Annotated in this window: 9 protein-coding genes; all 9 read right to left on the bottom strand. The window is 42.7% G+C overall.

Annotation, left to right across the window (positions count from 1 at the left end):
* The coding region (locus H5117_RS10255; protein ID WP_033023824.1) for a GTP-binding protein at positions 1-125 on the bottom strand (125 nt) is incomplete at its 3' end.
* A 62-nt stretch (positions 126-187) separates the two neighbouring features.
* A complete protein-coding gene (gene fusA, locus H5117_RS10250; RefSeq protein ID WP_002958887.1) occupies positions 188-2,302 on the bottom strand; it encodes an elongation factor G in 2,115 nt (704 codons plus the stop codon).
* 27 nt (positions 2,303-2,329) lie between these two features.
* Entirely contained in the window at positions 2,330-2,800 is a 471-nt protein-coding gene (gene rpsG, locus H5117_RS10245; protein ID WP_010555004.1) for a 30S ribosomal protein S7, read from the bottom strand.
* A gap of 97 nt (positions 2,801-2,897) precedes the next feature.
* Positions 2,898-3,272 carry a 30S ribosomal protein S12 gene (rpsL, locus tag H5117_RS10240; protein ID WP_002958885.1) on the bottom strand — a complete coding sequence of 125 codons (375 nt, stop codon included), beginning with the start codon at positions 3,270-3,272 and terminating at the stop codon, positions 2,898-2,900.
* Positions 3,273-3,467: 195 nt separating this feature from the next.
* A complete protein-coding gene (gene rpoC, locus H5117_RS10235) occupies positions 3,468-7,643 on the bottom strand; it encodes a DNA-directed RNA polymerase subunit beta' (protein ID WP_002958884.1) in 4,176 nt (1,391 codons plus the stop codon).
* Between the two features lie 104 nt (positions 7,644-7,747).
* Positions 7,748-11,773 (bottom strand): DNA-directed RNA polymerase subunit beta, encoded by a 4,026-nt coding sequence (rpoB, locus tag H5117_RS10230; protein ID WP_024597281.1) that lies wholly within the window; start codon positions 11,771-11,773, stop codon positions 7,748-7,750.
* A 271-nt stretch (positions 11,774-12,044) separates the two neighbouring features.
* The gene (rplL, locus tag H5117_RS10225; protein WP_002958882.1) at positions 12,045-12,407 is read right to left on the bottom strand and encodes a 50S ribosomal protein L7/L12; all 363 of its coding nucleotides are present in this window, start codon (positions 12,405-12,407) and stop codon (positions 12,045-12,047) included.
* A 76-nt stretch (positions 12,408-12,483) separates the two neighbouring features.
* On the bottom strand, positions 12,484-12,978 hold the full coding sequence (rplJ, locus tag H5117_RS10220; RefSeq protein WP_002958881.1) for a 50S ribosomal protein L10: 495 nt from the start codon (positions 12,976-12,978) through the stop codon (positions 12,484-12,486).
* 323 nt (positions 12,979-13,301) lie between these two features.
* On the bottom strand, positions 13,302-14,006 hold the full coding sequence (gene rplA, locus H5117_RS10215) for a 50S ribosomal protein L1 (RefSeq protein ID WP_002958880.1): 705 nt from the start codon (positions 14,004-14,006) through the stop codon (positions 13,302-13,304).

Raw genomic sequence — 14,006 nt, 5'->3', positions numbered from 1 at the left:
CCGCCGTATACTTTTGCAAGTACGTTAGTGATTGCTGCAGTTAGTGTAGTTTTACCGTGGTCAACGTGGCCGATTGTACCAACGTTTACGTGCGGTTTTACGCGTTCAAACTTTTCTTTTGCCATCTTAAAAAATTCCTAATAAAGAAATTAAAGCCTGACTCACTATTGAGCCAGACAAGCTAAAATTATATAACAGCGCGAGCTGAAATTATTGTATCTGCGACATTTTTAGAGGCTTCAGCGTACTTCACAAACTCCATAGAGTATGAGGCACGGCCCTGTGTTGCAGATCGTAAAGCAGTTGCATAACCAAACATTTCAGAAAGAGGAACTTGCGCATTAATTTGCTTAAGTCCACCTAATGCATCTTCCATGCCTTCGATTATGCCGCGGCGACGGTTTAAGTCGCCAACTACATCACCCATATTTGAATCAGGAGTGAGTACTTCAACCTTCATTACTGGCTCTAAAAGTACAGGGTTAGCTTCAAGCGCCCCGTTTTTCATTGCCAGTGAACCTGCTATTTTAAATGCCATTTCATTCGAATCTACATCATGGAATGAACCATCATATAAAGTCGCTTTAACGCCAAGTAATGGGTAGCCTGCCAGTACACCTTGAGACATTTGCTCTTGGATACCTTTGTCTACCGCAGGAACGAATTCTTTAGGAACTGAACCACCTACGGTTTCGTTAACGAACTCGTAAATTGGTGACTCATCATCCGTAATATCCATCGGTTCAAGTTTAATCCAAACGTGTCCATATTGGCCACGACCACCTGACTGACGTATAAACTTCCCTTCAACTTTAACAGTTGAACGAATAGCTTCTCGGTATGAGACCTGCGGCTTACCAACGTTACATTCAACACTGAATTCACGTTTCATACGGTCGACGATGATATCTAGGTGAAGTTCACCCATGCCAGAGATTATAACCTGGCCTGATTCTTCGTCAGTTTGTACGCGAAAAGAAGGATCTTCAGCAGCTAGTTTACCTAGTGCGATACCCATCTTATCTTGGTCAGCTATAGTGCGGGGCTCAACCGCAATAGAGATTACTGGTTCTGGGAATTCCATACGCTCAAGCGTAATAATAGAATTCGGATCACACAGTGTTTCACCTGTTGTTACGTCTTTAAGACCAATAGCTGCCGCGATGTCGCCTGCGAAAACTTCTTTGATCTCTTCACGAGAGTTTGAATGCATCTGTACGATACGGCCAAGTCGCTCACGCTTACTTTTTACTGGATTATATACCGTGTCACCCTGTTTAACAGTACCAGAGTAAACACGGAAAAAGGTCAAGGTTCCAACAAACGGGTCTGTTGCAATCTTAAATGCGAGTGCAGCAAACGGCGCTTTATCATTAGCTGGACGTTCTTCCTCAGTACCATTTTCTAAGATACCTTGGATTTGTTTCACTTGCTCTGGTGACGGCATATATTCAACAACGCCATCAAGCACAGCTTGAACGCCTTTGTTTTTAAATGCGCTACCACAAGTAACTGGAACAATCTCATTTGCTAATGTTCGTTGGCGTAAAGCATTTTTAATTTCTGCTTCACTTAACTCTTCACCTTCTAAGTATTTATCCATTAGTTCTTCTGTTGCTTCAGCAGCGCTTTCAACTAAATGAGCGCGCCATTCTTCAGCTAATTCCAGAAGTTCTGCCGGTATTGCCTCATAAGAGAAAGTCATACCCTGGTCCGCTTCGTTCCAGTTAATCACTTTCATTTTTATAAGGTCAATAACACCTTTAAAGTCGTCCTCAGCGCCTACAGGCAACTGAATTGGAACAGGCGTTGCTCCAAGACGAGATTTCACCTGGCTGACCACTGCTAAGAAGTCTGCGCCCGTGCGATCCATTTTATTTACGAAGATCATTCTCGGAACTTCGTATTTGTTCGCTTGACGCCAAACTGTCTCAGTTTGCGGCTGTACACCAGATGAAGCACAAAGAACAACTACCGCACCATCTAGTACGCGTAAAGAACGCTCTACTTCGATAGTGAAATCTACGTGTCCTGGAGTATCAATAATATTGATACGATGGGCGTCAAATTGAGCATCCATCCCTTTCCAAAAACACGTTGTTGCAGCAGAAGTGATTGTGATACCACGCTCTTGTTCCTGCTCCATCCAATCCATAGTTGCAGCGCCATCATGTACTTCACCGATCTTATGAGAAAGACCTGTGTAGAACAGAACACGTTCTGTTGTGGTGGTTTTGCCTGCATCTACGTGAGCAACAATACCTATATTACGATAGCGCTCAAGTGGAGTTGTACGTGCCATATGATCCTCTTAAAGGTTAAAGACAGATTACCAACGGTAATGAGCGAATGCTTTATTCGCTTCAGCCATACGGTGAACGTCTTCACGTTTCTTAACCGCAGTGCCTTTATTATCAGAAGCGTCAACGATTTCTTGAGCTAAACGTAAGCCCATAGATTTTTCGCCACGCTTACGTGCAGCGTCTACTAACCAACGCATACCTAATGCGTTACGACGAACTGGACGTACTTCAACTGGTACTTGATAAGTTGAACCACCAACACGGCGAGATTTAACCTCTACCTGTGGACGGATGTTATCAAGTGCAGTTTCAAAGATTTCTAGGTGCGACTTGCCTGATTTCTCAGCAGCCACGTCTAGCGCACCATAAACAATTTTTTCAGCAGTAGATTTCTTGCCGTCTAACATCACGATGTTAACGAATTTAGCAAGAAGTTCCGATCCGAACTTAGGATCTGGAAGAATTTTACGTTGACCGATTACGCGTCTTCTAGGCATTTTGTATCTCCGGTTTATTCAGGTTTGCTCTTTCGAGTCAATCACCCAAAACAATAATTATAAATATTTAGTGCTTGGCCTTACTAACGGAATACAATTACCCTTTAGGGCGTTTTGCACCGTATTTAGAACGAGCTTGACGACGATCGCTAACGCCTGCACAGTCAAGTGCACCACGAACAGTGTGAAAACGCACACCTGGTAAATCTTTAACACGACCACCACGGATTAGGATTACACTATGCTCTTGAAGGTTATGACCTTCACCGCCAATGTATGAAGTTACTTCGAAACCGTTAGTTAAACGTACACGTGCTACTTTACGTAACGCCGAGTTTGGTTTCTTAGGTGTAGTTGTATATACGCGAGTACATACACCGCGCTTTTGCGGACACGCTTTTAGTGCAGCTGAGTTACTTTTCGTAACCTTGCTACGGCGTGGCTTACGCACTAGCTGGTTAATAGTTGCCATTTAAATAGCTCCTGAAATTAAAATTACTACTGAAAAAAATAAAAAAATCCGCCCTTTATTTACGAGCCTGCATTAAGCACACAAGTAAATGGGTGGCGGAATTTTAATGAGCAAAGTTTAACCTGTCAACCTAAACTAATCGTAAGACAGCATATAACTGCCTTACGATCACTTAATCTATTGATTAAGAACAGTTTATTGATTTCCAGACAAATCAGCATTTAGAGCGTCTGTAAGTGCTTGAGTCGCCTCTTCTGCACTTACTGTTTGCTCTTCTACTACTACTTTGCTTTGTTTACGGCGAGCCATACGTTCTTGATGATACGCAAAACCGGTACCGGCTGGGATCAAACGACCCACAATTACGTTTTCTTTAAGACCGCGAAGCTCATCGCTCTTACCATTCACTGCCGCATCTGTAAGAACACGTGTTGTCTCTTGGAAAGACGCTGCAGAGATGAAAGATTCTGTTGCTAGTGATGCTTTTGTGATACCCATTAACTGGATTTCAAACTTAGCTGGTATCTTACCTTGTTTTTCAAGGTCACGGTTTGCGATATTAACGCGCGCCACTTCGATTTGTTCACCGGCTAAGAAGTCAGTATCACCGCCGTGCATAATGGTACATTTACGTAACATTTGACGGATAATTGTTTCAATGTGCTTGTCATTGATCTTAACGCCTTGCAAACGGTAAACCTCTTGCACTTCGTTAACGATATAGTTAGCAACATGAGTTACACCACGTAGGCGTAAGATGTCATGCGGTGATTCAGGACCATCGGCAATAACTTCACCTTTAGACACTTGCTCACCTTCAAACACGTTAAGTTGACGCCACTTAGGAATCATCTCTTCGTAATGATCACCTTCAGCTGGAGTAATAACTAAACGCTTCTTACCTTTAGTCTCTTTACCGAAGCTAATTGTACCAGTTACTTCAGCTAATATAGCTGGATCTTTTGGCTTACGAGCTTCAAATAAGTCGGCTACGCGTGGTAGACCACCCGTGATATCACGAGTTTTCGAACCTTCTTGCGGAATACGTGCTAACACGTCACCTGGGTTTGCTGTAACGCCGTCAATAACTTCAATCGTAGTGAATGAAGGAAGACGTGTTTCTTGCAGACCGCGCTCTTCACTTTCAATGATAAGCTTTGGTTCTTTCGTATTTACTTTAGCAAGATCTTTTACAACTACACGGGTTAAACCGGTTAGTTCATCAGTCTGTGCTTCAGTATTTGAATCATCGATATCGCTGAACGATACTTTTGACTTATGCTCAAGAACGATTGGGTGACTATGCGGGTCCCAAGTAGCGACGATGTCATTACCTTGAACTTCTGCATTGTCTTGCACTGTTAGTACCGCACCGTAAGGTACTTTATAACGCTCTTTCTCACGACCATGACTATCGATGATAGTAATTTCCGTAGAACGAGAGGTAATAACAATCTTACCGTCTGTGTTTAATACGTACTTAGAGTTATGAAGTTTTAATGTACCGTTAGTTTTAACTTGTACATTATTTTCTGCAGATGCTCTAGATGCCGCACCACCGATGTGGAAGGTACGCATTGTTAACTGTGTACCCGGCTCACCGATTGATTGAGCCGCGATAACACCCACTGATTCACCAGCGTTGATGATGTGACCACGTGCTAGGTCACGACCGTAACAGTTAGCACAAACACCAAAGTCATTATCACATGTGATAACAGAACGTACGCGAACTTCATCTACTGAGTGCTCTTCTAAAAGATCACACAGTTTTTCGTCAAGCATAACATTACGTTCAACAAGTACAGTATTAGTACCTGGAATTACAATATCTTCTGCAACAACACGACCTAGAACACGTTCGCGAAGTGCTTCTACAACATCACCACCTTCAATAAGCGGTTTCATTGTTAAGCCATCTTCTGTGCCACAGTCATCTTCATTGATTACCAAATCTTGTGCAACGTCTACTAGACGACGCGTTAGGTAACCCGAGTTTGCTGTTTTAAGTGCTGTATCGGCAAGACCTTTACGCGCACCATGCGTTGAGATGAAGTACTGAAGTACGTTTAGACCTTCACGGAAGTTAGCTGTGATTGGCGTCTCGATGATTGAACCATCTGGACGTGCCATTAGACCACGCATACCCGCCAACTGACGAATCTGTGCAGCACTACCACGAGCACCTGAGTCGGCCATCATAAACACTGAGTTAAATGACGGTTGCTCTACTTCTTCACCTTTTGCATTGATAACTGTATCTTTTGACAAGTTAGCCATCATCTCACGTGATAAGTTTTCGTTTACACGTGACCAGATATCGATAACTTTATTGTACTTTTCACCAGCCGTTACAAGACCTGATTGGAATTGTTGGTTGATTTCAGTCACTTCAGCTTCAGCTGATTCAATTATCTGTGCTTTAATCGGTGGGATAACTAAGTCATCAATACCGATAGAAACACCTGACTTCATTGCATAATGGAAACCGGTGTACATAACTTGGTCAGCAAAGATAACTGTATCTTTAAGACCTAGACGACGGTAACACTCATTCAATAAGCCAGAAATCTGCTTTTTACCTAGCGGCTGGTTGATTGACGCAAACGGCATGCCTTTAGGTAAAATTAGAGACAGAATTGCACGACCAACAGTTGTATCGATAACAGTCACAGTGTCTTCTACTATGCCGTCTTCGTTTTTAACTGATTGGCTAATACGTACTTTCACGATTGCGTGAAGGTCTGCATTGCCGCTGCGGTATGCTTTTTCTGCTTCTTTTGGATCTTTAAATATCGCGCCTTCGCCTTTAGCGTTAATGCGGTCACGAGTCATGTAATAAAGACCCAATACAACATCCTGTGAAGGAACGATGATTGGTTCACCATTCGCAGGAGATAGAATGTTGTTTGTTGACATCATTAAGGCACGAGCTTCAAGCTGTGCTTCGATTGTTAACGGTACGTGTACCGCCATTTGGTCACCATCGAAATCGGCGTTGTAGGCCGCACATACTAATGGATGCAAATGAATCGCTTTACCTTCGATAAGCACAGGTTCAAACGCTTGGATACCCAAACGGTGAAGTGTTGGTGCACGGTTAAGTAATACTGGATGTTCACGAATTACTTCGTCAAGTACATCCCATACTTCCGGAACTTCACGTTCAACCATCTTCTTAGCTGCTTTGATTGTCGTAGCCATGCCGCGACGCTCTAATTTGCCATAGATGAATGGTTTGAATAACTCTAGTGCCATCTTCTTAGGAAGACCACATTGGTGAAGCTTAAGAGTAGGACCTACTGTGATTACAGAACGGCCTGAATAATCTACACGCTTACCAAGTAAGTTCTGACGGAAACGACCTTGCTTACCCTTGATCATATCAGCAAGAGATTTAAGAGGACGTTTGTTAGAACCTGTAATTGCACGACCACGACGACCGTTATCAAGTAGCGCATCTACCGCTTCTTGTAACATACGTTTTTCGTTGCGTACAATAATGTCTGGTGCTGCTAAATCTAGTAGACGCTTAAGACGGTTATTACGGTTAATAACACGACGGTAAAGGTCGTTTAGATCAGATGTCGCAAAACGACCACCGTCTAATGGTACTAATGGGCGAAGATCAGGTGGCAATACTGGAAGTACTGTCATGATCATCCACTCAGGGTTATTACCTGATTGGTGGAACGATTCCATTAACTTAAGACGTTTAGTGATTTTTTTACGCTTAGTTTCAGAGTTAATTGTTGGTAACTCTTCACGCATCTCAGCAATTAATTGAGCAAGATCAAGTTCACGAAGCAAGTCTAAAACTGCTTCAGCACCCATCTTCGCTTCAAATTCATCACCGTGCTCTTCTAGTGAATCTAAGTATTCTTCTTCACCTAATAGTTGACCACGCTCAAGCGTTGTCATACCAGGTTCAGTTACTACGAACGATTCGAAGTAAAGAACACGTTCAATATCACGAAGCGTCATATCTAGCATTAAGCCAATACGTGACGGTAATGATTTTAAAAACCATATATGTGCAACTGGGCTCGCAAGGTCGATATGACCCATACGATCGCGTCGCACTTTAGTGAGTGTTACTTCAACGCCACACTTTTCACAGATCACACCACGGTGTTTAAGGCGTTTATATTTACCACATAAACACTCATAATCTTTCACTGGGCCGAAAATACGGGCACAGAATAAGCCGTCGCGCTCAGGCTTGAAAGTACGGTAGTTAATAGTCTCAGGTTTCTTTACTTCACCGTATGACCATGAACGAACCATGTCTGGTGAAGCAAGACCAATGCGAATTGCATCGAATTCTTCGGTCTTATTTTGTTGCTTCAGAAACTTAAGTAAGTCTTTCACCTTAGCTCTCCTGTCGGAGTTAATCTTGAGGACGGATAGTCTCGTCCCTACATTCTATTCAGCCGTAACAGATGCTGCAGCGTTAACTGCAGCATCTAATTGGCTTAATTTTCTTCCAACTCGATGTTGATACCCAGTGAGCGGATTTCTTTCAACAATACGTTGAACGATTCTGGCATACCTGGTTCCATTTTATGGTTACCATCAACGATGTTTTTATACATCTTAGTACGACCGTTCACGTCATCCGATTTCACTGTTAGCATTTCTTGTAGAGTGTAAGCAGCACCGTAAGCTTCAAGTGCCCATACTTCCATCTCACCAAAACGCTGGCCACCGAACTGTGCTTTACCACCCAGCGGCTGCTGAGTAACAAGGCTGTAAGAACCAGTAGAACGTGCGTGCATCTTATCGTCAACCAAGTGGTTAAGTTTAAGCATGTACATGTAACCAACAGTTACTTGACGTTCAAACTGATCGCCAGTACGGCCATCATAAAGTGTAACCTGACCACTTCTAGGATATCCACCAAGCTCAAGCATGTCTTTGATTTCGCTTTCTTTCGCGCCATCAAATGCAGGAGTAGCTATTGGTAAACCACCTTTTAAGTTTTCAGCTAGACGACGAATTTCGTCATCAGTGAAGCTAGCAATGTCTACAACTTGGCGAGATTCACCAATTTCGTAAGCTTGCTTGATGAATTCACGTAGCTCATGAAGCTCACGTTGTTCTTTCATCATCTCTTCAATACGTTCACCGATACCACGTGCAGCAAGACCCATATGTGTTTCAAGGATCTGACCGATGTTCATACGCGATGGTACACCTAGTGGATTCAATACGATATCTACCGTACGACCTTTGTCATCGTAAGGCATATCTTCTACTGGTACGATAGTCGAGATAACACCTTTGTTACCGTGACGACCCGCCATTTTATCACCCGGTTGGATACGACGTTTAACAGCTAGGTATACTTTAACAATCTTAAGTACGCCCGGTGCTAAATCATCACCTTGGGTAATTTTACGACGTTTGTTTTCAAACTTTTTATCGTATTCAGCTTTAAGCTCATCGTACTGCGCAGCTAGTTGCTCAAGCTCAGCTTGCTTGTCTTCTTCAGCAAGGCTTTGCGTAAGTACTTTTTCAGCATTAAGAGATGCAAGTTTTTCTTCATCAAAACCAGCAGCTATAAGTAGCTTGCGTGCACGGTCTAAAACGCCTGCTTCTAAAATACGGAACTCTTCGTTGAAGTCTTTCTTCGCTTCGCGAAGCTGCATATCTTCAACTTCTAACGCACGTTTATCTTTTTCAACACCATCACGGGTGAAAACTTGCACGTCAATTACAGTACCAGTTACAGAGTTTGGTACACGTAAAGAGCTGTCTTTAACGTCAGACGCTTTTTCGCCGAAGATAGCACGTAGTAGCTTCTCTTCAGGTGTAAGCTGTGTCTCGCCTTTAGGAGTCACTTTACCAACTAGGATATCGCCGCCTTTAACTTCAGCACCAATATATACAACGCCTGATTCATCAAGCTTGCCTAGCGCAGATTCACCCACATTCGGGATATCTGCAGTGATCTCTTCAGGACCTAATTTAGTATCACGGGCAACACACTGTAGTTCTTGAATATGGATAGTCGTTAGACGATCTTCTTCAACTACGCGCTCTGATAACAAGATTGAATCTTCGAAGTTGTAACCGTTCCATGGCATGAATGCCACGCGAAGGTTTTGACCAAGGGCTAAGTCACCTAAGTCAGTCGAAGGACCATCTGCTAACACGTCACCACGAGTAACCGGTTCGCCAACCATACAAGTTGGTTTTTGGTTAATACATGTATTTTGGTTAGAACGTGTGTATTTGGTTAAGTTGTAGATGTCGATGCCCGCTTCACCAGGGATGCGTTCTTCTTCATGTACATTTACAACGATGCGACTTGCGTCAGCATACATTACTTCACCACCACGTTTAGCAACGATAGTTACACCAGAGTCTTTCGCTAGTGTTAACTCAATACCAGTACCTACTAACGGTTTATCCGCTTTCAATGTTGGTACTGCTTGACGTTGCATGTTTGAACCCATCAATGCACGGTTAGCATCATCGTGTTCTAGGAACGGGATAAGTGCTGCCGCTACAGAGATCACCTGTTGTGGTGATACATCCATATACTGCTGGTCCATGCGACCCATAAAGGTAGATTCACCTTTGTGACGACATGGAATAAGTTCATCAACAAACTCATTGGTTTCAGTTAAGTTTGAGTTCGCCTGTGCGATAACAAACTGACCTTCTTCAATAGCTGATAAGTAATCAACTTCATCAGTTACAACACCATCTACCACTTTGCGGTAAGGTGTTTCTAAGAAACCGTAGTCATTTGTACGTGCGTACGTAGACAACGAGTTAATTAGACCGATGTTTGGACCCTCAGGAGTCTCGATTGGACATACGCGACCATAGTGAGTTACGTGAACGTCACGTACTTCAAAGCCTGCGCGTTCACGAGTTAGACCGCCCGGACCTAATGCAGAGATACGACGTTTATGCGTAACTTCTGATAGTGGGTTATTTTGGTCCATAAACTGTGATAACTGAGACGAGCCGAAGAACTCTTTAACCGCTGCCGAAATAGGCTTAGCGTTAATAAGATCTTGTGGCATTATCGCGTCAAGGTCACCTAAGCTTAAACGCTCACGTACAGCACGTTCAACACGTACTAGACCAACACGGAATTGGTTCTCAGCCATTTCGCCAACACTACGTATACGACGGTTGCCTAAGTGATCGATATCATCAACATCGCCTTGACCGTTACGAATAGCAATTAATACTTTCATAACAGACACGATGTCTTCTTTGCTTAATGTGCCTGGGCCTGTGTCTGTATCGTAACCAACACGGCTATTGAACTTCATACGACCTACAGTAGATAAGTCATAACGCTCTTCAGAGAAGAACAAGTTCTGGAATAAGGCTTCAGCCGCGTCTTTCGTCGGTGGCTCGCCTGGGCGCATCATGCGGTAAATTTCTACTAGTGCTTCTAAACGGCTGCTTGAAGAGTCAATGTTCAATGTATTTGACATGTAAGCACCGCTGTCCACTTCATTGATATATAACGTATCAATTTTAGTGTGACCGGCTTTAACCAATTCAGCCATTAGCTCTAGAGTTAGCTCGTCATTTGCATTTGCAATAACTTCACCAGTTGACTCATCAACATAGTTTTTAGCTACAATACGGCCAATGATGTACTCATGTGGTACTTCTAATTGCTTAATGCCTTTCTTCTCGATGCTCTTGATGTGGCGAGCCGTAACACGACGACCGCTTTCAACAAATACTTCACCGTCTTCGCTCTTGATATCAAAAGCGGCAGTTTCACCACGTAAACGCGAAGGTACAAGTTCCATAAGAACTTTACCATTCGTTACTTCAAACGTAGTGTTATCGAAGAACATATCTAGGATTTCTTCGCTAGAATACTCTAGTGCACGTAGGATGATAGACGCCGGTAATTTACGACGGCGGTCAATACGTACATATAAGTTATCTTTTGCATCAAATTCGAAGTCTAACCATGAACCACGGTAAGGTATAACGCGTGCGTTATATAATACTTTACCCGATGAATGGGTTTTACCGCGGTCGTTATCAAAGAATACACCAGGGCTACGGTGTAGCTGAGAAACGATAACACGCTCTGTACCATTGATTACAAAAGTACCGGTATCTGTCATGAGCGGAATTTCGCCCATGTAAACTTCTTGCTCTTTAATGTCTTTAACTGTGCCTGGTGCTTCTTTGTCCATAACAACAAGACGCAGTTTCACGCGAAGTGGAGCAGAATAAGTCACACCGCGAATTTGACATTCTTTTACATCGAAAACTGGCTCACCAATACGGTAACTTACGTATTGAAGCTCAGAATTTCCCGAGTAGCTTTTAATAGGGAACACAGAACGGAAGGCAGCTTCCAAACCATGATCGCCATCAGCGTCCGGCACTAAGAATTTTTTAAACGATTCTAACTGTGTAGACAGTAAAAAAGGTATATCCAAAACTTGTGGACGTTTACCAAAATCCTTACGGATACGTTTCTTTTCAGAATAAGAGTAAGCCATGGGGTTCCTCAGCTTGCTGATCTTTGACCCGACCTGTTCTTGTAAGAACAGACTTAACTGGCAGCTATGCCAAGATTTTACAACATTTAACTGTTGTTCTAATTAGATCCCACTTTAACACTAGCAAACTATAAAGCGTTGAAAGTAAAGAAAAAATCAGATTTTATTTGAACTAAAAGAGTGCATCACTCTATAGCGCAAAAAGGCCGGTGATTAAATAATCACCAGCCCTTGCCTGATTTCTCAGGCAGCGAACTTAGCAAAAGCTAAATTACTTAACCTCAACTTCAGCACCAGCTTCAGTAAGATCTTTTGCAAGTGCTTCAGCTTCTTCTTTAGATACACCTTCTTTAACAGGTGTAGGAGCAGCTTCAACAAGAGCTTTCGCTTCTTTAAGGCCAAGGCCAGTTGCGCTACGAACAGCTTTGATTGCAGAAACCTTGTTAGCGCCAGCGCCAGTAAGGATTACGTCAAATTCTGTTTTCTCTTCAGCAGCTTCAGCAGCTGGACCAGCTACCATTGCAGCTGCAGCAGTTACGCCGAATTTTTCTTCCATTGCTTCGATAAGAGCAACAACGTCCATTACTGACATTTCAGCAATTGCGTCAAGGATTTGGTCTTTAGATACAGACATTACAAATTTCCTAATAATTAACGGACATTAAGTCCAAATAAATTTTACACCGAAAGTGAGATTAAACAGCTTAAAATTAAGCAGCTTGCTCTTCTTTCTGTACACGTACTGCTTCAATTGTTTTACACAATTTGCCAGCAGACGCTTCTTTCATAGCACTCATTAAGCGTGCAACAGCTTCATCGTATGTAGGTAATGTAGCAAGCATTGCTGCATCAACAACATTTCCTTCAAAAGCGGCCGTTTTAAGCTCGAATTTCTCATTCTTTTTCGCGAAATCTGAAAAGATACGCGCAGCAGCACCTGGGTGCTCTGATGAGAAAGCGATTAAGCTTGGACCAACAAATGAATCAGAAAGACACTCAAAATCTGTTCCTTCAAGAGCACGTTTTGCTAAAGTGTTACGGACAACTTTCATCCAAACACCATTTGCACGAGCTTCTTTACGAAGGGCAGTGATTGCGCCAACTGTTACACCACGAGAATCTGCAACAACTGCAGATAGAGCACCATTGGCTGCTTCGTTGACTTCAGCAACTATTGCTTTTTTGCCTTGAAGATTTAAAGCCATGGGTGTTACTCCTGGTTTAATGGGGGTACCGATTATCGGATTCCCCTGTTCTACTCTTCCCTACCAAACAAGGTAGAGATGCTTTTTACGGCGAGAGCCAGAAGGATTAGGAAAAATCTATCTGGGGTCTACACCGTCTACGTAGGTGAATATTAAGGCCGAAGCCACCTACGGTCTTGGACGGAAGCCCAATTTATCGTTAACCCCAAAGGCTTAACGAAATTATGGACTTCAACCCGAATTCTTTACTTTGCAAATTAATAAATTAATCAACAAAATGGCGCGAAATTATAGTACAAATTTCACGCCATGTAAACACTCAATTAAGCAACAATAGTGCTTAAAGTGTTTTGGTCAACAGAAACACCTGCGCCCATTGTTGTAGAGATAGTTACTTTCTTCAAGTAAACACCTTTAGCTTGAGAAGGTTTAGCCTTCTTAAGCGCAACAATTAGAGCTTCAAGGTTTTGTTGTAACTGCTCTGCAGTGAAATCAACCTTACCAATAGTAGTATGGATGATGCCATTTTTGTCATTACGGTAACGTACTTGACCTGCTTTAGCATTTTTAACTGCTTCTGCAACGTTAGGCGTTACAGTACCAGTTTTAGGGTTTGGCATTAGACCACGTGGGCCTAAGATTTGACCTAGTTGACCAACAACACGCATAGCGTCTGGTGATGCAACAACAACGTCAAAGTTCATCTCGCCTTTTTTAACTAGTTCAGCAAGATCTTCCATACCTACTAATTCAGCACCGGCTTCTTTTGCAGCTTCTGCATTAGCGCCTTGTGTGAATACAGCAACACGAACGTCACGACCAGTACCGTTAGGTAGTACAGTAGCACCACGAACGTTTTGATCAGATTTACGAGCATCGATACCAAGGTTAACGGCAACGTCAACACTTTCTACGAATTTAGCTGTCGCTAACTCTTTTAAAAGAGCAACTGCTTCATTGATTTCGTAATCTTTAGTTACTTCCACTTTTTCGCGGATAGTACGCATACGTTTAGTTAATTTAGCCAT

Source organism: Pseudoalteromonas sp. SG45-1, assembly GCF_014164135.1.
In the GTDB taxonomy this organism is placed as follows: domain Bacteria; phylum Pseudomonadota; class Gammaproteobacteria; order Enterobacterales; family Alteromonadaceae; genus Pseudoalteromonas; species Pseudoalteromonas distincta.
The sequence above is the reverse complement of the archived record's forward strand: the minus strand, read 5'-3'. Positions and strand labels throughout refer to the sequence as shown.